Genomic DNA, 24,548 nt, shown 5'->3' with positions numbered 1-24,548 from the left:
GAGTGTAAAGATGGATACATGACTTCAGTAGTGAACTCGGGCATCGATCTCAGCTACCAGGACGAGAACACACGCGCGCAGGACGACCTCTTCGTGCACGTCAACGGCAAATGGCTGGAGGACTACAGCATTCCCGCCGACCGCGCCGTCGACGGTGCGTTCCGGACGTTGTACGACCGCGCCGAGGTCGACGTACAGACCATCATCGAAGAATCGGCGGCCGCGAATCCGCCCGCCGGTAGCGACGCACAGAAGATCGGCGACCTGTTCTCGAGCTTCATGGACGCCGACCGGGCCGAACAGCTCGGCACCACCCCGATCGCCGACGAGCTCACCGCCGTTGCCGATGCGACCGACTTGGTTACGCTCGCAGGCGTTCTCGGCTCTCTGCAACGCACCGGAGTCGGCGGCGGTATCGCTCACTACGTCGACACCGACGCCAAGCGATCCGACCGCTACCTGGTGCACTTCAGCCAGTCCGGAATCGGCCTGCCCGACGAGTCGTACTACCGCCAGGACGAGTACGCCGACATCCGCACGAGCTACATCGCGCACATCGCGAAGATGTTCGCGCTCAGCGGCGTCGAGTACGACGCACAGACGGTGTTCGATCTCGAGCGAAAGATCGCCGCGGGCCACTGGGACGTCGTCGCCCGGCGCGACGCCGAGAAGAGCTACAACCTGGTCCAGTTCGACACTCTGGTGCAGAACGAGCCCGGATTCAATTGGACTGCATGGATTTCCGGCCTCGGTGGCACCACCGAACAGTTCGCCGAGATCGTCGTGCGCCAGCCACCGTTCGTCAACACGTTCGTGTCCCTGTGGACGTCGGAGGACATCGAGACGTGGAAGGCATGGCTCGCGTGGCGCGTCGTCCATGCCCGGGCCCCGTTCCTGACCAGCGCACTCGTCGACGAGAACTTTGCGTTCTACGGAACGACGCTGACCGGAACCGAGGAGAACCGCGAGCGCTGGAAGCGCGGCGTCTCGCTCGTACAGGACGTCCTCGGCGAGGCCGTCGGCAAGCTCTACGTCGAACGCCACTTCCCGGCGGACTCGAAGGCACGTATGCAGGTGCTCGTCGACAACCTCACCGAGGCCTACCGCCGCAACATCTCCGAGCTCGAATGGATGAGCCCGGAGACGCGCCGCAAGGCCTTGGACAAGCTGGACAAGTTCACTCCCAAGATCGGCTACCCCGACCGCTGGCGCGACTACTCGAGCGTCGTCATCGCCGCCGACGATCTGCTCGGCAACTACCGCCGCGGTTACGAGGCCGACTATCAGCGTGATCTCGACAAGCTCGGCGGTCCGGTCGATCGCGACGAATGGTTCATGACGCCGCAGACCGTCAACGCGTACTACAACCCCGGGATGAACGAAATCGTCTTTCCCGCAGCCATTCTGCAGCCGCCGTTCTTCGACGCCGAGGCCGACGACGCAGCCAACTACGGCGGGATCGGAGCCGTCATCGGGCACGAGATCGGGCACGGATTCGACGACCAGGGTGCCAAATACGACGGCGACGGCAACATGGTGGATTGGTGGACCGACAGCGACCGTACCGAATTCGGTAAGCGCACCACAGCCCTGATCGAGCAGTACAACGAATTCGAGCCGAAGGCACTGCCCGGCCACAAGGTCAACGGCGAATTCACCATCGGTGAGAACATCGGCGATCTGGGTGGCCTGTCCATCGCCGTCGCCGCCTACGAGATCTCGCTCGAGGGCAAGGACGCACCGGTGCTCGACGGCCTGACCGGGTTGCAGCGCGTGTTCTTCGGCTGGTCGCAGGTATGGCGCACCAAGGCACGAGACGCCGAAGCGATCCGTCGTCTCGCCGTCGATCCGCACTCGCCGCCGGAGTTCCGGTGCAACGGAGTCGTGCGCAATCTGGACAGTTTTCACGAAGCGTTCGACGTTCAGCCCGGTGATGCGCTGTACTTGGACCCGGGGAAGCGCGTCAAGATCTGGTAGCACGTGAGTGGAACTTCGTAGTCTGCTACGAGAAACCACTCACATAGGGCGGGACAACGGGGAGGACAGTCGGATGAGGGAATTCGTACGGTGGATCGCGGCGCACGGGGTCATCAGGTTCGGGGCCAAGCGTGCTGCGGCCGCCGGTGACCGGCAGGCCATGCTGGTCGCCGATCCGGCGACACGGGCAAATCCGACGCCGGTGTACGAGGAACTTCGGGCGACGGCACCGCTGGTGAAGACTCGGATCTCCAACATCACCGTGCATCACCGGGTGGCGTTCGCGCTGCTGCGCTCCGACGATTTTCGGGTCACCCAGCTGGGCGGCACGCTGCCGGCACCGCTGAAGTGGGTGGAACGCCACACCCGCTCCGGTGCCCTGCATCCGATCCTCCCGCCGTCCCTGCTGTCGGTCGAGCCGCCCGATCACACCCGCTACCGCAAGCTGGTGTCCTCGGTCTTCACCGCCCGGGCGGTCGCGCAGATGCGAGATCAGGTGCAGGAAACCGCGGACGCGCTACTCGACGAATTGTCCGACGGCAGCCCTGTCGTCGACATCGTCGACAGGTACTGCGCTCGCCTTCCCGTCGCAGTCATCGGCCGCATCCTCGGCGTTCCGGAGAAGGACAATCAGCGCGTCCTCGAATTCGGCGAAATGGCGGCACCCAGCCTCGACATCGGTATCTCGTGGAGCCAGTTCAAGCAGGTGGAGCGTGGCCTCATCGGTTTCGACGCGTGGCTCTCGCAGCACATCGCCGAACTTCGCCTCAACCCCGGCGACGACCTGATGAGCCAACTGATCGCCGCCGAGGACGAGGGCATCGGCCTGAACGACGAAGAGCTCAGGGCTACAGCAGGATTGGTATTGGCGGCCGGGTTCGAGACAACCGTCAATCTGCTCGGCAGCGGCATCCAACTCCTGCTCGATCATCCGGATCAACTGGCTGTGCTGCAACAGGATCCATCGCACTGGCCCACCGCGATCGACGAGATGTTGCGGATGGAATCTCCCGTTCAGCTGACAGCTCGGGCGGCCAAGCACGACGTCGTCGTCGAGGGTGTGCCGATCACGAAGGACTCACTGGTCGTCCTCGTGCTGGCCGGTGCCAACCGCGATCCGCTGGTGTTCGAGGACCCCGACCGGTTCGACGTCACCCGCGACAACGCGGGTAAGCACCTGTCGTTCTCCGGCGGACGCCACTACTGCCTGGGCGCAGCGCTGGCGAAGGCAGAGTCGGAGGTGGGTCTGAAGACGTTGTTCGACAGGTTCCCCCACCTGCGTTCGGCAGGCGAGGGAACCCGTCGCGACACGCGCGTATTGCATGGGTGGGCAACACTTCCGGTGGATCTGGGTGAACCCGTCAGGACAACCGCAGGCCGGTAGCGGAGTCGAAGAAGAACAGTTCGTCGAGCACCGGCTTCAACCGGACGGTCTCGGCGAGGGCGACCGACAGCTTGCGATCCACCCTCACCGAAATACGTCCCGAGGGCGTCGTCCACTGACCGTCGGCGTTGGGCGCCGAGGCGTACACGAACGACTCCGCACCCAATTCCTCGATCAATTCGACGGTGAGCCGGAGTCCACCCGCATGTTCGCCGACGAGCTCCCACGATTCCGGCCGAACCCCGACGACGACGCGGTTGCCCGCCGACGACGGAACAGGGATCCGAACGTCTCCGAGGACCGCAGCGCCCTCGTGCACGGGAGCGTCGACGAGGTTCATGCCGGGAGACCCGATGAACCCGGCGACGAAGGTGTTGACGGGGTTGTCGTACAGCTCCCGCGGTGCGGCGATCTGCTGTAACTTGCCGTCCCGCAACACCGCAACCCGGTCACCCATTGTCATCGCCTCGACCTGATCATGGGTGACGTACACGGTCGTGGTACCCAATCGCTTCTGCAGTCCGGCGATCTGGGCCCTCGTCGACACTCGCAATTTGGCGTCGAGGTTGGATAGCGGCTCGTCCATGCAGAACACCTTGGGTTGACGAACGATTGCTCGCCCCATGGCCACTCGCTGCCGCTGCCCACCGGAGAGCTTGCCGGGCTTGCGACCCAGCAGTGGCTCGAGTTCGAGCATCCTCGCGGCATCCAGAACGCGAGCCGCTGTGTCGACCTTGCTCATTCCCGCGTTTCGCAGTGCGAAGCCCATGTTGTCGCCGACGGTCATGTTGGGGTACAGCGCGTAGTTCTGGAACACCATCGCGACGTCCCTCGCCCGTGGGGCGAGCGAGGTGACGTCCACTCCGCCGATGTCGATGTGGCCGCTCTCGACGGATTCGAGGCCGGCCAACATCCGTAGACTCGTCGACTTTCCACATCCGGACGGCCCCACCAGCACGATGAACTCGCCGTCCGCTATGTCGAGTTCGAGCGTGTCGACGGCGAGAGAGTCCGCGCCCGGGTATCTGTGCGAGACACCCGCATAGTGAACGGTCGCCATTACTTCGGCAGCTTCGGGGTGATCTGGCGGTCGATGATCTGCTGCAATTGGTCCGAGATGGACGCGAATGTCGTTGCGACATCGGTATTCTGAAGAGCGATCTGCTCGAGACCGCTACCGATGATCTTGTCGCCACCGGGCACGAACACGCGGGCAGCGTCCTGGGATCGGGTACGCGCCAACTGGTCGACGGCTGTCTTCGCGTTCGGGTTGGCCTCGAGGAACGCGATTTCCGACGGGTCCTGCTGCGCCGACTTGCGGACCGGCATGTACCCGGTGTTCTGCGAGAAGTAGGCCGTGTTGGCACCGTTGGTGACGAAATCGATGAACTTGAGTGCGTTCACCTTTCGCTCGTCGGAGATCTTGGCCGGGATGGCCAGACCCGCGCCGCCGGTGGGGCATCCGGGCGCACCGTCGGTGGCCGGCAGGAAGGCCGTACCGAACTCGAACGCGGCACCCTTGGTGATGGTGGACAGGTCTCCGGTGGAGGCGATCGTGGAGGCGAGGATGCCCGCGGCGAAGTCGTTGGCGATGTCGTTGGAGACCGCCGCGTACTTCTTGGTGTGGATCATGTCCTGCAGGAACTTGCCTGCCGCAATGGTATTGGGGTCGTCGAACTTCAGCTCGAACTGATCGGAGTACGATCCGCCGAACGTCCAGATAGGTCCCTCGAACGTCCACCCGAGATAGTCGACGGCGTTGCCCCAGCCGTGGGCGAGCTTGCCGTTTCCGACGACGGCCTGGATGCGCGGACCCCACTCGTCGAATTCCTGCCACGTGGCCGGTCCGCGATCGGGCAGGCCGGCTGCCGACCAGACGGCCTTGTTGTAGTAGAACAGCGGGGTGGAGCGAGCGTACGGCAGAGCCCAGTGGCTCCCGTTCCAGTTGTAATCGGCAAGAAGCGAATCCACGTAATCGGACTGGTCGACCCCGGCCGCGGAGAAGTGCTTGTCGAGGGGCTCGATCGCACCGGTCAGTGCGTAATTGAACCACCAGACATCCGAGAGTACGACTACGTCGGGCACATCGTTGCCCGAGAGCGCCGCGTTGAACTTCTGCGACACCTCCTCGTAGTTCTTGCCGCCGTCGATGAGATTGACCGTCAGACCGGGGTTCTGCGCCTGGAACCGCGAAATCAGCTCCTTCTCGAACTCCTGGGACTTGCCCGGGTGGTTCGACCAGAAGTTGATGGTGTTCGCATCGCCTTCGACACCGCCGCCGCCGGACGAGCCCGATCCGGGACCGCTGCACGCCGCGAGGGCTGCGGCGGCCGCAGCCGCACCGGTGAGCGTGAGGAAGCCACGCCGATTGATGATGTGTGCCATGGTGTTCGACTCCTGATAGTGAGGTGGATCAGCCCTTGACCGCACCGGAGGTGAGGCCCTTGATCATGTGGCGCTGCAGGACGAGGAAGACGAGAAGAATCGGCAGAATGGTGAGCACTGTCGCGGCCATGACCGCTCCCCAGTTGGTGTAGCCCTCACTGTTCTGCAGCAACGTCAGGCCGACCGGGAGCGGAGCAACCGACGAGTCGTCGGACATCAGGAACGGCCAGAGGTATTCGTTCCATTCGGTGACGATGGTGATGATGGCGAACGCCACCATCGTCGGACCCGACAGCGGCAGAATGACGCGGAACATCAACCGCACCGGGCCCGCGCCGTCCATGCGCGCGGCCTCGATGATCTCCGGTGGCAGCGACAGGAAGTGGTTACGCATCAGGAAGGTTCCGAATGCAACGCCTGCCAGCGGAATGATGATGCCCTGAAACGAATTTCGCCAACCGAGCTCGGAGATGAGCGAGTAGTTGGAGATGACGGTGATCTGGTTGGGCACCATCAGTGCGGCAATGATGACGAGGAAGACGATGTTCTTGCCCGGGAATCGCAGAAAGACCAGGCCGTACGCACTGAGCACACCGAGGACGAACTTGATCGACGCGACCGCCGTGGTGATGACGATCGAGTTGCGCAGGTACGTGAAGAACGGCACCTCCGTCGTCGCCTCGTTGTAGTTCTGCGGATGAAAGCTGCTGGGCCACCACGTGACCGGTTGAACATAGATGTCGGGTCGGTCCTTGAACGAGGTGACCAGAATCCAGAACAGCGGTAGGCCGATCATCAGCAGGACGGCCACCATGGCCGCGTAGCCGAGGACGTTCGCGCTGCGACGCGTGCGCTGAGGGTCCCGACTGAGCGAAGGCTTTTCCGGCACTGCGGCATCGGGCTTGCTCACCAAGGTCATCGCTGATCGTCCCGATCCATGATTCGTACCTGTACGAGAGTGACGATCAACAGCACGAGGAACAGGATCGTCGCGACGGTCGCCCCGTAACCGGCCCGGAAGTTACGGAACGTTTCCTCGTAGACCTGGTAGACCATCGTGGTGGTGCCGGTGGCCAGTGGGCCACCGCGCGTCATGACGTTGATGATGTCGAAGACCTGAAGGGAGTTGAGCAACACCGTGATCGAGAGGAAGAACGTCGTCGGACGCAGTTGCGGTAGAAGCACTTTGCGGAACGTGGTCCAGCGGCCGGCCTGGTCGATCTCGGCCGCTTCCATCAATTCCTTGCGCACGCCCTGCAGCGCCGCGAGATAGATGACGAAGGTGTAGCCCAGGTTCTTCCACAGGTAGGTGACGGTGATCATGACCATCGCCCATTTCGGATCCTGATAGAAATCCGGGACCGCACCGAGGCCGAATCTGCGCATCAGGTCCTGCACGAGCCCGAAGTTGGGATCGAAGACGAACTGGAATGCGATACCGATCGCGGCACCGGAGATCACGTACGGCGCGAACACCGCGGAGCGAACGAAGTTGCGGCCCCGCAGTTTACGATCGAGCAGCAGCGCGAGAATCAGGCCGAGCACCAACGAGCCGACGACCGCGGCCACGGTGAACACGACAGTGTTGCCGACGATCTGCCACGTGTCGTCACGGGCGGCCCATTCGCGGTAGTTCTCGAATCCGACGAACGTGGACGTGGGCGAGGACAGGTTCCAGTCGAAGAACGAGAACTGGAAGTTCTCGACCAACGGGCGGTACGTGAAGACCGCCAACAGAACCAGGTTGGGGCCCACGAGAATCAGGAACAGTGCGTAATCGGTCCACGGCCGCGAGAAGAAGCTCTTCTTGCCTGCCGTGGGCAGCACTCGTTCGGTTGTTGCACTCACCGCGAGGACTGTGCTCAGTCGCGGCTAACGAATGGTGAACGCGGCCCCAACTGGTGCCGTCACGTAGACCAACCTATGTGAGTGGAACTTCGTAGCAGGGGTCGAAGTTCCACTCACATGCGGCGAAGCCGCTCTAGCGGTTCCAGTCTCCGAGGCCGTCGGATCCGCTGAGGGTGCCGCCGTCGGTGTTGACGACGATGACGGGGTCACCCTTCTGGGCGTTCTCGAAGAACCACTTGCCGTCTTCGGTGCTGACGTTGAGGCAGCCGTGCGAGGAGTTGGAGTAGCCCTGCTGCGACTCGGACCACGGTGCCGCGTGGACGAAGATGCCGCTGTAGGAGATGCGCGTGGCGTACTCGACGTACGTGCGGTAGCCCTCTTCGGAATCCACCGGCACCCCGTAGGTGGAGGAGTCCATGTACATGTCGCGGAAGCGCTCGCCGACGATGTAGGTGCCGTTCGGGGTTTCGTGGCCGACCTTGCCCATGGAGGTGGGCATCGTGCGAACGACCTCGCCGTTGCGGGTGACGGTGATCTGCTTGGTGTTGTCGTCGGCCGTGGTGATGATCGAGTCGCCGGTGGAGAACTCGGCTTTCGCTCCGCCTGCTTCGACCGTCACCTGGGTGTGCGCCGGGTAGAACTCGTTGGGCAGCCACCGCACCTGCGTGTCGTTGATCCAGTAGAAGTGGCCGTCCACGGACGGGTTCGTGGTAACGCGGATGGCGCGCAGTGCGGCGTCGCGATCTCCGATGGCCTCGTCGAAGCGGATCGCGATGGGCTGCGCCACTCCGACGACCTCGCCGCCGGACGGGCTGATGCTGGGGTCGGCGAAGTTCGCCGGGGCCAGCGGTGCCACCCGTTGCTGTGGGGCGGGTGCGGGTGCCGCCGGGTCCGAGGATCCGGGCAGGCCGGGGATCGACACGTCGGGGCCACCCGGCCACAGCGGAGCCGCCTGGGCAGATCCGAATGCTGCAGAGGCGGCGAGCGCCGTACCTGCGAAAATTGCCCCGATGCGGGCGAACCTGCGAGTGCGAACCTGAGTTGCCATGTGACCCGACCATCCTTCGTACTGCGTCGTGATGCCCAGTAGCAGTGCTGCCGCGGGGCAACGCCCATTAACACATACCACCCGGACTTTTGCTAATCGGATATTGCCGAAAACGACGACGGAATCCACGACGACGAGTAGCTTCCCGCCACCCGAGCCCCTTCTTCGAGCCGTAGGTGTCGATCGTCTGCGAACGGGTATGTCGCATGCAACGTACTCCGTCCAGCCACCGGCGGTTTCCACAACGGGCTCGAGGTCCGGTGTCCGAAAGGGTGGCTCGTGACTGTCGATACCAGCACTCCAGTCCGTCGCATCGTCGTCGTCGTGCCCGCACACGACGAACAGGATCTGCTCGACGCCTGCTTGAATGCCCTGGCGAAGGCCGCACGTCGCGTCGCCGACGTCGCCCCGGTGACGGTATCCACGACGGTCGTTCTCGACTCGTGCACCGACGGTTCGGCGAGTATCGCGGCGCGTCACCCGTCCGTGTCGGTCGTGACGGTGGCCCATCGCAACGTGGGAGCCGCGCGGGCGGCCGGATTCGCAGCGGACCTGAACGGCGGTCTGGGCCGCGCCGACACGTGGTACGCCACCACCGACGCCGACTCGACGGTGGGCGAGCAGTGGCTGGTGGGGCATCTGCGGCACGCCGCCGAGGGTGCCCGGGCCGTGGTCGGGACGGTGTCGGTGCGATTCGAGGACCGCATCGTCGACGACGAAGCACTCCGCTCCTCCTATGACGCTCAGTACGTGAACGAGGCGGGCCATCCCCACGTCCACGGTGCCAACCTGGGTGTTCGGGCGACGGACTACTGGGCGGTCGGCGGGTTCGCGCCGCTCGCCACCGGCGAGGATCACGACCTGGTCCGTCGTCTGGAGCTCGGCGGCACCGTGTGCCGCCGAGTGTGTGACATTCCGGTCGATACTTCGGGCCGCCTGCGTGGCAGAGCACCCGACGGTATGGCCGGCTTCCTTCGTTCTCTGGAGCCTTCTGCATGACCGACACCGGATTCGTCGACACCACCGATCGGACCACCGATCTCGAGTCGGCGTTGCGCGCGCAGTTTCTCGCGTTCGAGGCGGACGGACGGTTGGATCTGGCTCTCCCCGGCTCGGGGAACACAGATCACCGGTGGCAGTCGCTGGCTGCGCTCGGCCGACACGACACCGTTCTGGGCCGCTGGGCCGAGGCACATACCGACGCGATCGCGATTCTGCACGAGCTCGACGGCCCGACGCCCGAGCGTGGTCACGTCTGGGGCGTGTGGGCTGCGGAACCCCCGGCTCCGATTCTCGAAGCGGTGCGCGGCGATTCGGGGTGGCTCCTGTCCGGGACCAAGCCGTGGTGTTCGGGGGCGTCCGTCTGCACCCACGCACTCGTGACCGCTCGCGTCGACGGCGAGCCGCGATTGTTCGCAGTGGATCTGACTCATCCGGGTGCTGCCCCGGTGCCGAACACGTGGCATGCCGTCGGAATGCGCGAGAGCGACTCGGGCTCGGTCGAATTCGATCGTGTCCCCGCGGTCGTGGTCGGTGGACCGACGGACTACCTGACCAGGCCGGGCTTCTGGCATGGGGCGATCGGAGTGTCGGCCGTCTGGTTCGGTAGCGCCTGCGCAGTGGCCGACACCCTGCATGCGGCCGTGCGCTCGCGTCCCGACCCACATCGCGCTGCTCACCTCGGTGCCATCGCATCGGCTCTCGGAGCCGCGTCGAGTGCCCTGACCACTGCGGCGGCCGAGGTCGACGCAGATCCGTTCGACCGCTCCGGCCGCGCTCGGATCCGTGCTCGCATCGTGCGCGCCGTCGTCGAGGATGCCGCCACGCAGTGCATCGACCGCGTCGGGCGAGCGCTCGGTGCCGGCCCGCTGTGCGCAGATGCGGAGCATGCTCGACGCGTCGCCGACCTCACCGTCTATCTGCGACAGAGCCACGCCGAACGCGACCTCGAAGCCCTCGGACACGACATCGCACAGGAAGACAACCCTTGGTAGAGAACGCATTCGACGCCGACGTCGACCTCGGTACCGCCGAATCGGACTGGCTGTCCGCAGATTGGTCCATTCCCGGTCTGCACTGGAGCGACGTCATCACCATGGTCGTCGTGGCACCCCATCCCGACGACGAAGTACTGGGCGTCGGTGGGTTGCTGTCGATGGCCGCAGCCGCAGGCGTCGACGTACGGGTCGTCGCGGTCACCGACGGTGACGGTTCGCATCCGGGATCTCCGACGGTGTCGGCCGAGGACCTCCGCGCCCTGCGGCCCGTCGAGTCCGAGCGTGCCCTCGCCGAACTGGGCATCGTTCAGCCGCCGACGCGGCTGCAGTTCACCGACGGCGAGGTCGAGCGGCACGAGGACGCTCTGGCCCGCGCGCTGGTACCGCTGCTCGACGCCACTCCGGGTACCTGGTGCCTGACACCGTGGCGCGGGGACGGCCACCCCGATCACGAAGCCACGGCGCGTGCCTGCCTCACCGCGGCCGCCGTCGTGGGGATACCGGTGGTGGAATATCCGATCTGGATGTGGCACTGGGCAACTCCCGAACACCGGGCGGTGCCGTGGTCACGCAGTCGACGCATCGACCTGCCCGCGCACGCCGTCGAGGCGAAACGGGCGTCGATCGAGCGTTTCGAATCTCAGATTCGACCGCTGTCCGATCACCCGGCGGATCGCGCAGTGTTGCCACCGCACATCCTGACGCGGTTCCGACGTCCGTTCGAAGTCGTCTTCGCATGAGTAGGCTGTCCGCATGAGCTTGAGTCCGGAATACTTCCGCGATGTGTATGCCGCGCACGAGGATCCGTTCATGCTCGACAGCAAGTGGTACGAGCGTCGCAAGTATGCCCTCACCCTGGCATCGCTGCCCAAGCCGCACTATCGACTCGGCCTCGAACCCGGTTGCTCGATCGGTGTGCTCACCGAACAGCTCGCTGCCCGCTGTGAGCATCTGGTGTCGACCGACGTGGTGCAGAGCGCACTCGATACGGCTCGCGCGCGCGTAGGCGAGAGTGCTGCAGTCGATTTCGCACTGTGGTCCCTCTCCGACGACGTATCTGCGTTACCGAATCCCCACGAGAAGTTCGATCTGATCGTCGTCAGCGAGGTGGGCTATTACCTCGACGACGACGACCTGGCGGCCGCCATGAGCCGCATCGTCGGGCGGCTGGAGGCCGGAGGCACACTGGTGGCCGCGCATTGGCGTCACGACGTGGACGACTATCCCATCTCGGGCGACCGGGTTCACGAGATCATCGCTGCCACAACCGGACTGGCTGCACTGAGCCGCTATCTGGACGAGGACGTGCGGATCGAGGTGTTCATCGCCACCGATGTTCCCGCCGTATCGGTCGCCAGCACCGACGGACTCGACGTGCGATGAGGCCCGAGGCCCCGGTCGCTATTCGGTGGACTTCGCCGCGTCGTCGACCAACTGCACGGCGAGATCGGCCAGCTTGACGTTGGTGTCCTGAGAGAGCTTGGCCAGCAACGCGAACGCCGCCTGCGAATTGAGGTTGTAGCGTTCCATCAGCATGCCCTTGGCCTGCCCGATCAGATCCCGGCTGGTCAGCGCGGCCCTGATCTGCTGTTCTTCCCGGGCGCTGGAAAACGCGATGGCCGCGTGCGCAGCGAACAACGAACCGATGGATTCGGCCTCGGCCGAGAACGCGCCGGTTCGCGTCGAATGCAGGTTGAGTGCGCCGAAGTTGAACCCCTCGACGTAGAGCTGAAAGCAGATCATGCTCTTGACCCCGAGCGCAGACGCTGCATCGGTGAACTGTGGCCAGCGGGTCTCGCTGTCCATGTCGTCGATACGGATGGTCGTCTGTTCGATCGCCGACTCGAGGCAGGGCCCCTCGCCCAGCTGCTCCTGAATCTTGTCGCAGTGCCCGGCAACTTCTCCTGAAAGGGCTGCGCTGTGCACGAACTTGCCCTGCATGACCGTCGTGATGGATGCGTACTCGGCATTGGGGACCTGAGCGACCGCGGCCTCGGTGATCGTGGCCAGGACGCGATCGGGATCGGAATGCTGACGCCGCAGCTTCTCGGCCACCTCGGCCAGCCGGCGACTCAGCTGGAAGTCGCTAACCCGCGGGAGGGCGCCCGACGCGTTCAGTGTCTGCTCGCTGATGGTGGTCACCTCGTCCTACTGCTGCACTCTGCCCGCGACTGCACTCTGCCCACTAATGCACAGGGGGCGTACCCGGTATCGGCGGATGCCGACAACACAGGATACGCCCCTGGGCGCTGAGCTCAACGACCGTGAGCGAGGCTCACAGAGCGCTGGGTGCCACCAGAGAGTGCACGAAGCCGATCTTCTTCACGACGGTCGCCGGCAGCACGAACGGGTACAGGTCCTGGTGACCCATCGATCGGTTGATCTGGTTGAGTGCCCACGACAACGGCAGCCACCAGTCGATGATCTGATCGAAGCCGACCTCGCCGGGCAGCGGGCTCTTGAGGGTGGATCCGGCCGGTGCCATCCCGAAGGCCGCGGCCGTGTCGAGGGTGTCGCGGATGTGCAGGTAGTGGGCGAAGGTCTCGGCCCAGTCCTCGGCGGGGTGCATGGTGGCGTAGGACGAGACGTAGGTGTCCTCCCAGCCCTCCGGTGCACCTTCGCTGTAGTGGCGATCGAGCGCATCCTGGTAGCTCGAATCCGGATCGCCGAACAGTTCCTCGAACGCCGCGCGGTGTTCACCGTCTCCGACCAGCACCATCTGGTAGTAATGGCCGATCTCGTGACGGAAGTGCCCGACCAGCGTGCGGTAGGGCTCCGACATCTCCACGCGGAGCTGCTCGCGGTGCACGTCGTCGCCCTCGGCGAGGTCCAGGGTGATCAGACCGTTGTTGTGACCGGTCATCACCTGCTGGTTGGCGCTGGAGAGCAGATCGAACATCAGACCCGTGGACGCGTCCTCGTCCCGGCCGACGATCGGCAGACCCAGCTCGGTGAGCTCGAGGATGACGCGACGCTTGTTGGTCTCCGCGTCCGCGTAGGCGGCCATGGCGTCCAGGTCGTCGTCGGCCGGGCGAGTCCGCGTCAGCCGGCAGGACAGGCAGAGGTCGTCGGAATCGGATGCGTCGACCAGCCAGTTGCAGCGTGCGGTGTTGAGATTGGCGCACGTCTTCCAGATGGCACCGTCCACCTCGGCCTCGGAGATGCCGTCTTCCTTGTCCGGGAGCACCAGGAGGGCTCTGCTCGGCAGATGGAAGCCGAGTGCGCTCGAGCAGCTCAGACACAGTGAGTTCTCGAACGACAGCTTCTGTCCGCACTTGCGGCAGATGAAATCACGCATGGATGTTCCTTAGTGGCAGGGGTGAGTCGGGCTCGTATTCCCGATTCTCGGCGGACTAATGCCGTTCGCCGAATATGTCGTGCACATCTCTTCGACAACGCTTCCCGGCAAGAGAACCATCCAGGGTACTGACCTGCGTGGAAGTAAAGCGTCGACCGCCGTGTTGGTACAGACTGCTTCACAACACCTCCGAGGAAGGACCCGGGCTGCAGATGGCAGATCAGATCACGCCGACGGACCGGCCGATGGCACGATTCGTCGAACGGATCTCGCGGGCTCGCGGCGAGAAGAACAGTGAAACCTTGGCCGCGGGCTTCCTGCTGGCGGCCACCTTGATCGCCCTGATCTGGGCGAACTCACCACTCGGTGACACCTATCAGTCGTTCTGGCACACCGAACTGTCGATCACCGTGGGTGAGCACGGCATCTCCCTCGACCTCGCCCACTGGGTCAACGACGGGCTGATGGCGCTGTTCTTCTTCGTCGTCGGCCTCGAGGTCAAACGCGAGTTCGCGATGGGTGAGCTCACCGACAGATCGCGCGCAGCGATTCCCATCGTGGCTGCACTCGCCGGTCTGGCCGCACCCGCGCTGCTGTTCCTCGCCTTCAACCCCTCCGGCCCGGCCGCCCAGGCCTGGGGCGTGGTCATCTCCACCGACACCGCGTTCCTGCTCGGTGCCCTTGCGGTACTCGGCCCGAAGAAGGCCGCGCGGCTGCGGATCTTCTTGTTGACGCTGGCCGTGGCCGACGACGTGGGCGCGCTGGCGATCATCGCGTTCTTCTACACCGACGATCTCGACGTGGTTCCGTTGGTGTTGGCGTTCATCGGGCTCGGACTGATCTTCCTGTTGCGTCGGCTCGAAGTGTGGCGCGGTGTCGGGTACTTCGTCGTCGCACTGTTCACGTGGGTCGCGATGTACGAGTCGGGAGTTCACCCCACGCTCGCCGGCGTGATGATCGCACTGATTCTTCCGGTGTACCCGCCGCGTCGCTCCGAGGTGGAACGAGCCTCGGACCTCACCCGCGCCTTCCGTCAATCGCCGAATCCCGAATACGCCCGAGCCGCGAGACTCGGCCTGGATCAAGCCGTCTCGGTCAACGAGAGACTGATGCGCCTGTATCAGCCGTACACCGCGTTCATCATCGTGCCGATCTTCGCGCTCGCCAATGCCGGGGTGGTGCTCAGCTCGGACACCCTGAAGGCTGCCTCCACGTCGACTCTCACCTGGGGCATCATCGCCGGCCTGGTGCTCGGCAAGCTCATCGGAATCACCGGGGCCTCGGCCATTTTCGCGAAGTTGCGACCCTCGGCTCTGGCTCCGGGGCTGACCATGTCGCACATCGCGGGCGGTGCGGCGATGTCCGGAATCGGATTCACGATCTCACTGTTCATCATCGACCTCGCGCTCGACGATCCGCTGCTGGCCGACGAGGCCCGCGTCGGCGTGCTGGCGGCCTCGGTCATCGCTGCCCTGCTCGGCTGGATTCTGTTCCGCATCGATGCGAAGATCCACCCGCCGAAAGCCGAAGCGTCGCTGCGTATTCTGCGTCCGGTCAGCGCCAAGCGCGATCACATCCGCGGGCCCGTCGACGCTCCGCTGACGATCGTCGAATACGCCGATTTCGAATGCCCGTTCTGCAGCAAAGCAACCGGCAGTGTCGCCGAGGTACGCAAGCACTTCGGTGACGACCTCCGGTACGTCTACCGACACCTGCCGCTGGACGACTACCACCCCCATGCCCGCTACGCGGCATACGCCAGCGAAGCCGCCGCGGCGCAGGGCAAGTTCTGGGAGATGGCCGACGTGTTGTTCCGCAACAGCGACGCCCTCGAACCCGACGACATCGACGGGTACGCACGCGAACTCGGCCTCGACATGGACAGATTCGAGGACGACATCCGCACCGGTGACTACGTGGTGCGCGTCGAGGACGACGAACTCGACGCCACGTCCTCCGATGTGGGCGGCACTCCGACGTTCTACCTGGGTCGCGGCGACAAGAACCTCACCCGCCACGTGGGGCCGTACGACGCGGCGACGTTGATCCGGGAACTCGAATCCATGTGAGGGTGGGCCGGGTTGCACAGAACACGGCTCGATCGACCGGATCCCGTCGACAACGCTACGTAGTGTGCAACCCTGCCCAGGCCGAGCGGAACTAGCTGTCGGTGCGGTTTCCTTCCGCATCCCAGTGCTCGGCGACTTTCTTCGACGGCTGCACTCGGGGCGGTTCGCCCGGCATCTTGGGGTAGTCGGGCGGGAAGTTCAGCTCACCACCCGGCAGTGTTTCCCACAGGTGCAGAAGCGGTTCCAGTGAGTAGGCCTTCGTGTCCATGTCGGCCCACGGGTCGCCGTCCTGCACCAGGTCCGGCACGGTGACGAGGTTGAAGTCACGCGGATCGGTGACGTCCGCCAACTGCGACCACGTCATCGGCGTACTCACCGTCGCTCCGGGACGGGCTCGCAGACTCCACGCGCTGGCTATGGTGCGGTCACGGTTGTTCTGGTTGTAATCGATGAAGATGCGTTCTCCGCGTTCTTCTTTCCACCAGTTGGTGGTCACCCCGTCGTCGCGACGTTCGAGTTCTCGGCCCAGGCCGATGGCCGCATGGCGCACCTGCTCGAAGGTGTACTCGGGCTCGATGCGCACGTAGATGTGAATGCCACGATTGCCGCTCGTCTTGGGGTAGCCGCGTAAGCCCAACTCCTCCAACAGCTCCCGCGTCACGTCGGCAACTCTCAGTGCGTCCGCGAACGTAGTGCCCGGCTGCGGATCGAGATCGAGACGTAGCTCGTCGGGATGATCCACTTCCGGTCTCCGCACCGGCCACGGATGGAACGTCAGCGTGCCCATCTGAGCCGCCCACACCAGCGCAGCCGGCTCCGAGGGACACAGTTCCTCGGCAGTGCGCTTGCTCGGGAACGCGATCTTCACGGTCTCGATCCACTCGGGCGCACCCTTGGGCAACCGCTTCTGATAGAAACCGTCGCCCTCCTTGTCCTGCGGGCCGAGCGCCAATCGCATGCCCTCGCGGTAGCCGTCGGGCCACCGCTCCATCGCGGTCGGGCGGTCGCCGATCGCCCGCATCAGCGGTTCGCCCACCGCGGCGAAGTATTCGCACACCTGGAGTTTGGTGATGTCCGGGGTGCGTTCGGTCGCTTCGTAGATCACGCGGTCGGGACTCGACACTCGCACTTCGCGCTCGCCCGCCTGCACGAACGCCGGTGGTGTTTTCGCGGCCATGCCTATCGCCCTCCAGCAATCACATCGGCGACGTCGTAGCGCACCGGCACCTCGAGCTGGTCGTAAGCGCACGAGCGCGGATCGCGATCCGGTCGCCAGCGCAGGAACCTGGCCACGTGCCGCAGCCGCGCGCCTTCCATCTGGTCGTAGGCCACTTCGATGACTCGCTCGATGCGCACCGGAATCCAATTGCGATCGTTGGACGAATTCCAACGGGTCGCCTCGCCGTCGTAGGTGACGTCGTCACCGAGCCGGAGCGGTTCGAGCTCTTCGAGCAACTCCAGCCGCCGCTTGTCGGTGAACGCCGACGCTCCGCCGATCATGCGCAGATCCTCGCCGTCGTACAAGCCGAGCAGCAGTGATCCGATACCGTTGCCGGACTTGTGAATTCGATAACCGATCAACACGCAGTCGGCAGTGCGAGCATGCTTGATCTTGATCATCTCGCGCTTGTTGGGCAGATACGGCCCGTCGAGCTTCTTCGCTACGACGCCGTCGAGGCCTGCTCCCTCGAACCGCTCGAACCAGTCCTCGGCCACGGCCGCATCGTCGGTGGCCGAGGTGACGAAGCAACTCGGCCCGCCCGTGCCCACCGCGTCGAGCAATCGCGCCCGCCGCGTCGAGAACGGCTCACCCGTCAGATCCTCGTCGCCGACGGCCAACAGATCGAAGCCGATGAACTGCGCCGGTGTCTTCTCCGCCAGCATCGTCACTCGGCTCGCCGCGGGATGGATGCGCTCGGACAACGACTCCCAGTCCAGGCGCGTGGAACCGTTCTTCTCGCGCGGCACCACGATCTCTCCGTCGATGACGATCTTCTCGGGTAGTTCGGCCTTGACGGCCTCGACGAGCTCGGGAAAATAGCGAGCGAGGTCCTTGCCGCCGCGCGATCCCAGCACCACCTCGTCGCCGTCGCGAAACACGATGGCACGAAAACCGTCCCATTTGGGCTCGTACGACCACACCGGCGGCCCGTCCTCGGGCTGAGGAGGCACCTCTTTCGCGGCTTTGGCGAGCATCGGCGCAACCGGAACGGCGAGAGGAAGATCCACGCACTTCATCCTGCCTCATGCGGCCGACAACCGAGTCCGATATTTTCTACACACATACGGTCGATGCACCCAGCACGCTTCTTTCGTCGAGAGCAGGACTCACCATGGCGTCACCCACTCGTTCGGTCCGCGCTTTCGTCGTCGCTCTGTCCGCCTGCGCGGCGGTGCTACTGAGCGGATGCGCCTCGGAGGTATCCGGGACCGCCGTCGCCATCTCCGGTGCCAGCATTCCCACCACCACCACGACGCCGCCTCGCACCACCACCGGTTCCCCGCCCCCCGACATCGACGAGGGCGGCAGCGTCGACATCGACGTCGAGATCGGCCAGTGCGTCGAACTCGGTGGGACGGTCGAGAACGCCACCGTCGCCAATGCGACCTGCGGATCCCCACAGTCCAACTACGTCGTGTTCGCCAAGACTCCGACCTCGGCCGAATGCCCGCCCGACGCCGATCAGTACTACTACGAGACGTACTTCGACATCGAGCAAGGGGCCCTGTGCCTCGACATCGACTGGATCGTCGGTGGCTGCATGGACCTGGTGGGCGAGTTCGCGCAACGCGTCGACTGCGCCACCCCGGGTGCCGACACCCGCCGGGTGGTGACCATCCTGCAGGGCACCACGTCGGTCGACGACTGCCCCGACCCCGCGTTGTACGGATTCGAGAAGGACTCCCGCAACTTCGTCGTCTGCGTCGAGAAGTTGTGATCGAGCAGCCTGCAGAGCGGCCCGATGTAACCATTTCGCTGTCCAGTGCGCGGGGCCGATGGATCGTCGCGGCCACCGTGCTCGGGTCGTCTCTGGCGATGCTCGACGCCACCGTGGTCAACATCGCGCTGCCGGCGATCGGTCGGGATCTGGGATCGGGTGTCACCGGGCTGCAGTGGACGCTCAGCGGTTACACGTTGGCGCTGGCGTCGCTGATCCTGCTCGGCGGCTCGCTCGGTGACCGGCTCGGACGCAGGCGGGTGTTCGTCTGGGGCACCGTCTGGTTCACGGCGGCCTCGGTTCTGTGCGGTCTTGCCCCCAACATCGAGGTGTTGATCGCGGCGCGGCTGCTCCAAGGCATCGGCGCGGCATTGCTGACCCCCGGTTCACTTGCGCTCATCTCGGCGTCCATCAGATCCGACGATCGCGGAGCCGCGATCGGGCTGTGGTCGGGGTTGGGCGGAGTGGCGTCGGCGATCGGTCCACTGCTCGGCGGCTGGCTCGTCGACGCCGTCGGCTGGCGCGCGGTGTTCTTGATCAATGTTCCGCTGGCCGTGGTGGTCGTGTGGGTGGCCATGAAACATGTTCCGGAGAGCCGTGATCCGCACGCTGCCGGTCGCCTCGACGTCCCCGGCGCGGTCACGGTCGCCGCTGCCCTCGGGCTGCTGACGTACGGCCTGATCGAGTCCCACGTTCTTGCGCTCGCGTTGGGGATCGTCGCGGTCGGAATGTTCGTGGTGATCGAGCGCCGCACCCACGATCCGCTGGTACCGCCGTCACTGTTCGCCTCGCGCGTGTTCCTGGCAGCCAATCTCGTGACCTTCGCCGTGTACGCGGCGCTCGGCGGGGTGTTCTTCCTGCTGGTGTTGCAGCTGCAGTTCGCGGTCGGATTCTCCCCTGTCGCAGCCGGATTGGCCACCATTCCGATCACCGTGCTGATGCTCGTACTGTCGGCCCGCGCGGGCCGGCTCGCGTGGCGCATCGGCCCGCGCATTCCGATGACGGTCGGGCCGCTGCTGTCGGCGGCGGGGCTGCTGCTGATGCTGCGCATCGGGCCCGGATCCACCTACGTCGCCGATGTTCTCCCCGCCGTCGTCGTGTTCGGCCTCGGCCTCTCCGCTCTGGTGGCCCCGTTGACCGGAGCCGTTCTGAGCGCGGCACCGGACGACCGCGCCGGAATCGCATCGGGCGTCAACAATGCTGTCGCCAGAACCAGTCAACTGCTCGCCGTTGCCGCGCTGCCCGCATTGGCAGGCATTGCCGGGTCCGATTACTCCGCGCCACAGGTTTTCTCGTCCGGGTTCCACTCGGCGATGCTGATGTGCGCCGGGCTCTTGGTACTCGGCGCTGTCATCGCGGCGGCGCTGATCAGGAGCGCTGGTAACCCCTCCGACTGCCCACCGCACTGCGATCTGGGTGCCCCGCCGGTCGACAGACGCAGCGTCGACTGACTGCTCACCGCACGATCAACACCGAGCATTCGGCATGGTGTACGAGGTTCTGACTGACCGACCCCAGGATCGCACCGCGGAGGGCACCTCTACCTCGGCACCCGACAACGAGCATCGATGCCGACGCAGACAGCGCTCGCAAGCCTCGTGTCGGGCTCGATTGGGCACTGACGGTCGTGAGCTGCACAGCCGGATACTTCTCGTGCATCTTCTCCACATGCGTTTCCAGCCAACGCTTCTCGTCTTCCTGCACCGCCTGCCAGTCGATGTAGCCGGCGCTCATCCCGATGCCGGCCTGAGCCGCGAACCCCCAGTAGTTGACCGCGATCACGGGTGCGCCCAGGTTGTCGGCCATCTCGAGCGCGGCACCCAGCGCTCGATCGGACTGTTCGCTGCCGTCGATCCCGACCACGATCGGGCGGCCCACGTCGGCCTTGTCGTTTTCGTTGCGGAGCAACAACACCGGACACTGCGCGTGCGTCATGACGCGCAGCGTGTTGCTCCCGAGGGTGAGGTCGCGGATCGCGCTCGACTTCCTGGATCCCAGCACCACCATGTCTGCTCCCACGTCGGCCACGTACGACGCTATGGTGCCGTCCACACTGACGGTGTCCACGGATACCCCAGGTGCGGCGGCGTGTACCTCGCCCTCTGCTCGAACGAGGTGTTTGCGGCCCATGGCACGAAGATCCCTCTCCAGCGCGCCACCGTCGACGAATGCTGCCGACCCGTACCAATCCCCCACCGGGACTGCATGAACGAGACGTACGGTCGCGTGGACCTTGTCCGCGTAGGTGCCGGCCCATCGGGCTGCAGCCTCGGCCTCGGCCGATCCGTCGATACCCACGACGATGGGAAGTGTGCGGGCGGTGGAATTACTCATGTGATCTTCCTGTCTCGATGTCGACGGCTCAGTTGCCATGACGTGATGATTTGCAGTGCAGTCGAATTGGCAGTCCGTGTTCGTGTCCGGTCAGCGGCCGAAGAGCGCGGACACCTCGTCGAGATCGATGTCGGTTCGGCAACCGCTCGGCTCCAATTCGACGTAGAAACTCTCGTAGCCGCGCGGGTCTGCACCCCGCTCACCCGTGCTGCGCCGCTCGAACACTCGTGCGTCCGGCCACCGTTCGAGCACGGCTGTTCTGAGGATGTGTCCGTCGGGCGAGACCCCGCTGAGAGGCCCGTACTCGGCGATCACCACCGAATGGACGACACCGTCGATCGATGCAGTGGTCACCGGAAACACCATCGGTACCGATTGCGTCGGAATCTCGACGACCAAGGAGTCGGAATCGACCCGCATCGAGCCCGTCACCTGCGGCCATTCACTGTCGGTCCTCCTCGTCGTTCCTGCTCTCGCGGGCTCACGTCCGCCGGAAGTCGGCGTCACATCGACCCCGCGACAGAATCGGAACCCGAAGGCGCATGCGACCTTTGCGCGGCGTGCTGCCCTGCACGAAGGCTCACTGCGGCCATCACGAACATCGCTGCTGCCGCACCTCCGCAGACCGCAGCCCAGCCGGTCACACCGGACGCGAGCAACGTCAGGAAAAGGCCTACCGCGGCGACGGCACACACCAGTAGCACTTCGGCGAGGACATTTTCGGCCTCGGCCAACACGGCCTGCCCGTCGTGTCCGTCGTGTACTTGCTGCTTCATCTCGAACTCCTCGAAGTCGACGAATCGGTAGAACCGACATTGCCGAATTCTCGATGCCGACGGCAGGGTCGAAAGTCCCGATCCTTCCGCCATGAGGCCCGGCCTCACCCTCGTGAATTCGTCTCGCCCGCAGTCGGTCCACGCATCAGCTCGACCCCCGACACCGACGTCGGGGTCACTTCGACGAGTCGGTGCATCGGCGGGCCGTCCGAATGCGGCCGGGGCAGTAGCTGTTCGAGGACTTCGAGTCGAGCATCCACGACCGCACGGGCGATTCCGTGAATCACGACAGTCGATACGGTCAGGTGAGCGTCGTCCTCGGCGTCCACTTCCAGGACGACCGAGGAATCGAGCGCACTCCACCCCAACCGCGACCGCCCCTCGGCGTAGAAATACACCCGACTACCGCTCCATACGATGGAGACCGGGTCGATGGTGGGCCCGAAGTGGTCGTGGCCGATCAGCCGTGCGACGGTCGCCCGTCGCGCAAGCCGATGAGCGTTGTCGGAGTTCAGAACTCGTCGTCGATCATCACTCCCGCGCACACGATTCGGTACGGTGCGGTTGGTCATCGGTCTCTGCAGATCATCACCGGGCAGTGGGCGTGGCGGGTGAGGTTGCTACTGGTCGATCCGAACAGTGCTCGGGCAACCACTCCTCGCCCGTGACTGCCGACCACCACGAGGCCGGCTCGCTTGGACAGATCGACAAGGAGGTGCGCCGGGTTACCCTGTCGCACGACATGTTCGACACTGACATCCGGATATTTCTCGGCCCACCCGGCCAGACATTCGGAGAGCAGCATCTGCTGCTCACGCTCGATCTCGATGCTGTCATGCGGCCCCGGCGGAGAGAGTGCCGCGCCGTGAGACCACGAGTTCCAGGCGAGCGCTGCGATCATCGGTACACCGAACAACGAGGCCAGATCGAAGGCCTGTTCGACGGCCGCCTCACTCGTTGCACTGCCGTCGATACCGACGAGGACCGGCGCGTCGAAGCCGGCGTCGCCCTCCCGCCACACGATCACCGGGCACAGGGCCGCATTCGAGGTCTCCTGCGCCGTACTGCCGAACAATGCGGACACGATCGGACCGGAACCCGAATTGCCGACGACGAGCATCCGCGCGGTGGAGGAGAGTTCGACCATCATCGTGCACGCCGTCGCCTCCTCCACCAAGGTGGAGACGGCAAGGTCGGGATGACGGGCCAGCACTGCGGCAGCGACGTCGGTCACCATGTGTTCGGACGCTCGGCGCTGCTCGTCCCACACCTCCTTCGGCACGACCGCTGCGGGCTCGCCCATGTAGATCACAGGCTGCTGTACTGCAGTGGCGATGAGCAGGGGAGAGTCCACCCTTTCTGCCAGTGTCGCCGCCCAGAGCGCAGCGCCGATACTGCCGGCCGAACCATCCACCCCCACCACGATTTTCTGATGTGCTGCGAGAATCACGATCGTCTCCTGTTCGTTGCGCGTGCGGGAGCAGACAGCACCGAGGCCACCGCATGTCGTGGCGTTCGAGGCGCCGGGGCGCCGATCATCGGTGTACCGACTCGAATCAGCACCTGTGCCATGCCGATGTGCGGTGCCAACGACTGGACGAGTCGCCTGCTGCCGGCCTGTTCCGTCATGTGAGTCAGCGGGCACGTCGCCAAGCCGTCCGCGGTCGCTGCCAGCAGAAACGTCGACATGGCACGGCCACAGTTCAGCCAATCCAGTCGTTCGTCCGACGGTGTGCCGAGCAGCACCACCGTGGACTCGTCTTCGACCGGCTCGCGCGGAACCACCGTGCCGACGCGGTGCGGTTCGGGGAATGCTCGTCCCACCTGGACCCTCGACGCATCCGCGCGGTTCGTCAGCGCCTCGGGCGGAATTCCGCCGGAACGAAACGAGTGCCCGGCCCACCATCTGATCTCGGCCTGGTACGTCGCGTCGTACTTCCGGATGCCCGCGCTCAGCGTCGAGGCCCTCGCCAACGTCTGTTTCGACTCTGCCGACAAGACGGTCATCTCGGTGCCGTAGTGCTGACGACCGAGATACCGCGTCAGAACACGATCGGTCGGCACCGGTCCGAACGCCCGACGATCCGAGTGCCGACGATTGATCGCACTCAACATGTCGAACTCACGCGACCGAGGATGCGCGTCGTGCACGAGGCGGATACGCGCAAGATGATCCGGCGTGCCCGGGGCGGGCAACAGGTCGATCTCGGTCTTCCACCGAAACGCCGCGGCAGCCTTCTCGAGATGGTCCAACGCGGCCCCGCAGCTCATCACCATCTGCCGTTCGGTCGGGTCGATCACCCCCAGCACGCGGGAGGTGTCGGTGTACAGATCGAGTCCGTGTTCGGAGTAGGTCCACCTCCACGGCTGACTGTTGTGCACCGACGGCGCGCGGCACGCGAGCTCCACCAGCATTTCCACCACGGCCGTATCCGGCTGATCGCTCATCGTCTCTCCTCGACCTCCCACCGCGATGCGGTGGATCCGTCCCCA

24 protein-coding genes are annotated in these 24,548 nt (G+C 65.0%); 9 read left to right on the top strand and 15 right to left on the bottom strand.

The features are described 5' to 3' along the window. Window positions 1-18: 18 nt before the first annotated feature. Both CH285_RS07410 and CH285_RS07405 read left to right on the top strand, forming a co-directional pair. Entirely contained in the window at window positions 19-1,977 is a 1,959-nt protein-coding gene (locus CH285_RS07410) for a M13 family metallopeptidase (RefSeq protein WP_094643602.1), read from the top strand. 73 nt (window positions 1,978-2,050) lie between these two features. Next, on the top strand, window positions 2,051-3,361 hold the full coding sequence (locus CH285_RS07405) for a cytochrome P450 (RefSeq protein ID WP_027495274.1): 1,311 nt from the start codon (window positions 2,051-2,053) through the stop codon (window positions 3,359-3,361). Here CH285_RS07405 and CH285_RS07400 read toward each other — a convergent pair. The 5 genes from CH285_RS07400 to CH285_RS07380 all read right to left on the bottom strand — a co-directional run bounded on the left by CH285_RS07400 (window position 3,339) and on the right by CH285_RS07380 (window position 8,642). Then, window positions 3,339-4,421: an ABC transporter ATP-binding protein gene (locus tag CH285_RS07400; RefSeq protein WP_094621809.1), complete on the bottom strand. Its 1,083-nt coding sequence runs from the start codon at window positions 4,419-4,421 to the stop codon at window positions 3,339-3,341. The genes CH285_RS07405 and CH285_RS07400 overlap by 23 nt on opposite strands. Then, the gene (locus CH285_RS07395; RefSeq protein WP_032369547.1) at window positions 4,421-5,746 is read right to left on the bottom strand and encodes an ABC transporter substrate-binding protein; all 1,326 of its coding nucleotides are present in this window, start codon (window positions 5,744-5,746) and stop codon (window positions 4,421-4,423) included. Before CH285_RS07395 ends, CH285_RS07400 begins: the two co-directional genes overlap by 1 nt. A gap of 28 nt (window positions 5,747-5,774) precedes the next feature. Beyond that, window positions 5,775-6,665 carry a carbohydrate ABC transporter permease gene (locus CH285_RS07390; protein ID WP_032369548.1) on the bottom strand — a complete coding sequence of 297 codons (891 nt, stop codon included), beginning with the start codon at window positions 6,663-6,665 and terminating at the stop codon, window positions 5,775-5,777. After that, complete coding sequence (locus tag CH285_RS07385) at window positions 6,662-7,594, bottom strand: carbohydrate ABC transporter permease (protein ID WP_176458489.1); 933 nt, start codon at window positions 7,592-7,594, stop codon at window positions 6,662-6,664. The genes CH285_RS07390 and CH285_RS07385 overlap by 4 nt, the downstream gene beginning before the upstream one ends. 133 nt (window positions 7,595-7,727) lie before the next feature. Further along, window positions 7,728-8,642 (bottom strand): L,D-transpeptidase, encoded by a 915-nt coding sequence (locus tag CH285_RS07380; protein WP_032369549.1) that lies wholly within the window; start codon window positions 8,640-8,642, stop codon window positions 7,728-7,730. A 279-nt stretch (window positions 8,643-8,921) separates the two neighbouring features. On the opposite strand from CH285_RS07380, the gene CH285_RS07375 reads away from it, so the two are divergent. Genes CH285_RS07375 through CH285_RS07360 form a run of 4 tightly spaced genes read left to right on the top strand, consistent with a single transcriptional unit; the run spans window position 8,922 to window position 12,022 of the window. Continuing rightward, a complete protein-coding gene (locus tag CH285_RS07375; RefSeq protein WP_032369550.1) occupies window positions 8,922-9,641 on the top strand; it encodes a glycosyltransferase in 720 nt (239 codons plus the stop codon). After that, a complete protein-coding gene (locus CH285_RS07370; protein ID WP_032369551.1) occupies window positions 9,638-10,636 on the top strand; it encodes an acyl-CoA dehydrogenase family protein in 999 nt (332 codons plus the stop codon). The genes CH285_RS07375 and CH285_RS07370 overlap by 4 nt, the downstream gene beginning before the upstream one ends. Beyond that, window positions 10,630-11,379: a PIG-L deacetylase family protein gene (locus CH285_RS07365; RefSeq protein ID WP_032369552.1), complete on the top strand. Its 750-nt coding sequence runs from the start codon at window positions 10,630-10,632 to the stop codon at window positions 11,377-11,379. Before CH285_RS07370 ends, CH285_RS07365 begins: the two co-directional genes overlap by 7 nt. Window positions 11,380-11,392: 13 nt before the next feature. After that, window positions 11,393-12,022, top strand: coding sequence for a class I SAM-dependent DNA methyltransferase (locus tag CH285_RS07360; RefSeq protein ID WP_032369553.1), 630 nt, complete (start codon window positions 11,393-11,395; stop codon window positions 12,020-12,022). 18 nt (window positions 12,023-12,040) lie between these two features. Here the strand turns inward: CH285_RS07360 and CH285_RS07355 are convergent, their stop codons facing one another. Then, window positions 12,041-12,781, bottom strand: a complete 741-nt coding sequence (locus CH285_RS07355; RefSeq protein ID WP_080729130.1) for a GAF and ANTAR domain-containing protein — start codon at window positions 12,779-12,781, stop codon at window positions 12,041-12,043. Window positions 12,782-12,914: 133 nt separating this feature from the next. Then, window positions 12,915-13,937, bottom strand: a complete 1,023-nt coding sequence (locus tag CH285_RS07350) for a zinc-binding metallopeptidase family protein (protein ID WP_032369554.1) — start codon at window positions 13,935-13,937, stop codon at window positions 12,915-12,917. A 212-nt stretch (window positions 13,938-14,149) separates the two neighbouring features. On the opposite strand from CH285_RS07350, the gene nhaA reads away from it, so the two are divergent. Continuing rightward, window positions 14,150-16,006, top strand: a complete 1,857-nt coding sequence (nhaA, locus tag CH285_RS07345; protein ID WP_032369555.1) for a Na+/H+ antiporter NhaA — start codon at window positions 14,150-14,152, stop codon at window positions 16,004-16,006. Window positions 16,007-16,097: 91 nt separating this feature from the next. Here nhaA and CH285_RS07340 read toward each other — a convergent pair whose 3' ends face one another. Both CH285_RS07340 and CH285_RS07335 read right to left on the bottom strand, forming a co-directional pair. After that, window positions 16,098-17,183: a DNA polymerase domain-containing protein gene (locus tag CH285_RS07340; RefSeq protein WP_032369556.1), complete on the bottom strand. Its 1,086-nt coding sequence runs from the start codon at window positions 17,181-17,183 to the stop codon at window positions 16,098-16,100. Window positions 17,184-17,185: 2 nt separating this feature from the next. Further along, window positions 17,186-18,235, bottom strand: a complete 1,050-nt coding sequence (locus CH285_RS07335) for an ATP-dependent DNA ligase (RefSeq protein ID WP_032369615.1) — start codon at window positions 18,233-18,235, stop codon at window positions 17,186-17,188. 104 nt (window positions 18,236-18,339) lie between these two features. Here CH285_RS07335 and lppU point away from each other — a divergent pair, with 104 nt between their 5' ends. Together lppU and CH285_RS07325 are read left to right on the top strand one after the other, a co-directional pair. Then, window positions 18,340-18,945 carry an LppU family putative lipoprotein gene (gene lppU, locus CH285_RS07330; RefSeq protein WP_032369557.1) on the top strand — a complete coding sequence of 202 codons (606 nt, stop codon included), beginning with the start codon at window positions 18,340-18,342 and terminating at the stop codon, window positions 18,943-18,945. Further along, window positions 18,942-20,396, top strand: a complete 1,455-nt coding sequence (locus CH285_RS07325; RefSeq protein ID WP_371827996.1) for an MFS transporter — start codon at window positions 18,942-18,944, stop codon at window positions 20,394-20,396. Before lppU ends, CH285_RS07325 begins: the two co-directional genes overlap by 4 nt. Before the next feature lie 4 nt (window positions 20,397-20,400). Here the strand turns inward: CH285_RS07325 and CH285_RS07320 are convergent, their stop codons facing one another. The 6 genes from CH285_RS07320 to CH285_RS07295 form a co-directional block, all read right to left on the bottom strand. Then, entirely contained in the window at window positions 20,401-21,279 is an 879-nt protein-coding gene (locus tag CH285_RS07320; RefSeq protein ID WP_032369558.1) for a universal stress protein, read from the bottom strand. Window positions 21,280-21,369: 90 nt separating this feature from the next. Further along, complete coding sequence (locus tag CH285_RS07315; RefSeq protein WP_141214567.1) at window positions 21,370-21,699, bottom strand: hypothetical protein; 330 nt, start codon at window positions 21,697-21,699, stop codon at window positions 21,370-21,372. A gap of 83 nt (window positions 21,700-21,782) precedes the next feature. Continuing rightward, on the bottom strand, window positions 21,783-22,055 hold the full coding sequence (locus CH285_RS07310; protein ID WP_139278565.1) for a hypothetical protein: 273 nt from the start codon (window positions 22,053-22,055) through the stop codon (window positions 21,783-21,785). Between the two features lie 104 nt (window positions 22,056-22,159). After that, window positions 22,160-22,627 (bottom strand): pyridoxamine 5'-phosphate oxidase family protein, encoded by a 468-nt coding sequence (locus CH285_RS07305; RefSeq protein ID WP_032369560.1) that lies wholly within the window; start codon window positions 22,625-22,627, stop codon window positions 22,160-22,162. Further along, window positions 22,624-23,505: a universal stress protein gene (locus tag CH285_RS07300; protein WP_176458488.1), complete on the bottom strand. Its 882-nt coding sequence runs from the start codon at window positions 23,503-23,505 to the stop codon at window positions 22,624-22,626. Before CH285_RS07300 ends, CH285_RS07305 begins: the two co-directional genes overlap by 4 nt. Then, a complete protein-coding gene (locus CH285_RS07295) occupies window positions 23,502-24,503 on the bottom strand; it encodes an Acg family FMN-binding oxidoreductase (RefSeq protein ID WP_051364975.1) in 1,002 nt (333 codons plus the stop codon). The genes CH285_RS07300 and CH285_RS07295 overlap by 4 nt, the downstream gene beginning before the upstream one ends. Window positions 24,504-24,548: the final 45 nt, after the last annotated feature.

Source organism: Rhodococcus sp. 05-2256-B1, assembly GCF_002258465.1.
Classification (GTDB): Bacteria; Actinomycetota; Actinomycetes; order Mycobacteriales; family Mycobacteriaceae; genus Rhodococcoides; species Rhodococcoides fascians.
The sequence above is the reverse complement of the archived record's forward strand: the minus strand, read 5'-3'. Positions and strand labels throughout refer to the sequence as shown.

Bases quoted from the DNA above. Each gene is read 5' to 3' on its own strand.
- CH285_RS07410 (WP_094643602.1), top strand. From the start codon at position 19: ATGACTTCAGTAGTGAACTCGGGCATCGATCTCAGCTACCAGGACGAG.
- CH285_RS07400 (WP_094621809.1), bottom strand. From the start codon at position 4,421: ATGGCGACCGTTCACTATGCGGGTGTCTCGCACAGATACCCGGGCGCG.
- CH285_RS07310 (WP_139278565.1), bottom strand. From the start codon at position 22,055: ATGAAGCAGCAAGTACACGACGGACACGACGGGCAGGCCGTGTTGGCC.
- nhaA (WP_032369555.1), top strand. From the start codon at position 14,150: ATGGCAGATCAGATCACGCCGACGGACCGGCCGATGGCACGATTCGTC.
- CH285_RS07305 (WP_032369560.1), bottom strand. From the start codon at position 22,627: ATGACCAACCGCACCGTACCGAATCGTGTGCGCGGGAGTGATGATCGA.
- CH285_RS07315 (WP_141214567.1), bottom strand. From the start codon at position 21,699: ATGCGGGTCGATTCCGACTCCTTGGTCGTCGAGATTCCGACGCAATCG.
- CH285_RS07320 (WP_032369558.1), bottom strand. From the start codon at position 21,279: ATGAGTAATTCCACCGCCCGCACACTTCCCATCGTCGTGGGTATCGAC.
- CH285_RS07360 (WP_032369553.1), top strand. From the start codon at position 11,393: ATGAGCTTGAGTCCGGAATACTTCCGCGATGTGTATGCCGCGCACGAG.
- lppU (WP_032369557.1), top strand. From the start codon at position 18,340: ATGGCGTCACCCACTCGTTCGGTCCGCGCTTTCGTCGTCGCTCTGTCC.
- CH285_RS07350 (WP_032369554.1), bottom strand. From the start codon at position 13,937: ATGCGTGATTTCATCTGCCGCAAGTGCGGACAGAAGCTGTCGTTCGAG.
- CH285_RS07340 (WP_032369556.1), bottom strand. From the start codon at position 17,183: ATGGCCGCGAAAACACCACCGGCGTTCGTGCAGGCGGGCGAGCGCGAA.
- CH285_RS07405 (WP_027495274.1), top strand. From the start codon at position 2,051: ATGAGGGAATTCGTACGGTGGATCGCGGCGCACGGGGTCATCAGGTTC.
- CH285_RS07370 (WP_032369551.1), top strand. From the start codon at position 9,638: ATGACCGACACCGGATTCGTCGACACCACCGATCGGACCACCGATCTC.
- CH285_RS07390 (WP_032369548.1), bottom strand. From the start codon at position 6,665: ATGACCTTGGTGAGCAAGCCCGATGCCGCAGTGCCGGAAAAGCCTTCG.
- CH285_RS07380 (WP_032369549.1), bottom strand. From the start codon at position 8,642: ATGGCAACTCAGGTTCGCACTCGCAGGTTCGCCCGCATCGGGGCAATT.
- CH285_RS07395 (WP_032369547.1), bottom strand. From the start codon at position 5,746: ATGGCACACATCATCAATCGGCGTGGCTTCCTCACGCTCACCGGTGCG.
- CH285_RS07295 (WP_051364975.1), bottom strand. From the start codon at position 24,503: ATGAGCGATCAGCCGGATACGGCCGTGGTGGAAATGCTGGTGGAGCTC.